The 333-nt window shown below is 52.0% G+C and carries 1 pseudogene; it reads left to right on the forward strand.

Going from position 1 to position 333, the window contains the following annotated elements:
• Positions 1–333, forward strand: a pseudogene (locus Q4563_RS17910) (cell division protein FtsZ); the annotation flags it as partial.

Raw genomic sequence — 333 nt, forward strand, 5'->3', positions numbered from 1 at the left:
GGCGAAGACCGTGCACGTCAGGCCGCAGAAGCAGCTGTTGGCAGTCCTCTGTTGGAAGACGTCAACCTGAAAGGAGCACGTGGCATCCTGGTGAATGTGACCGCAGGCTATGATTTGTCATTGGGCGAATTCTCGGAAGTAGGTGACATTATTGGTGAATACGCTGCTGAAGATGCAACGGTTGTTGTCGGTACTGTTATTGATCCGGAAATGACCGATGAGCTGCGGGTTACTGTTGTTGCCACTGGCCTGAATTTCCATGCCAGCAGTTCTTCAGCTCCTGCAACGGAACCCCGTCCAAAAAAAGTAGTCGATAATACACCGGCGCCAAAG

It is taken from the genome of Gilvimarinus sp. 1_MG-2023, from assembly GCF_030548285.1.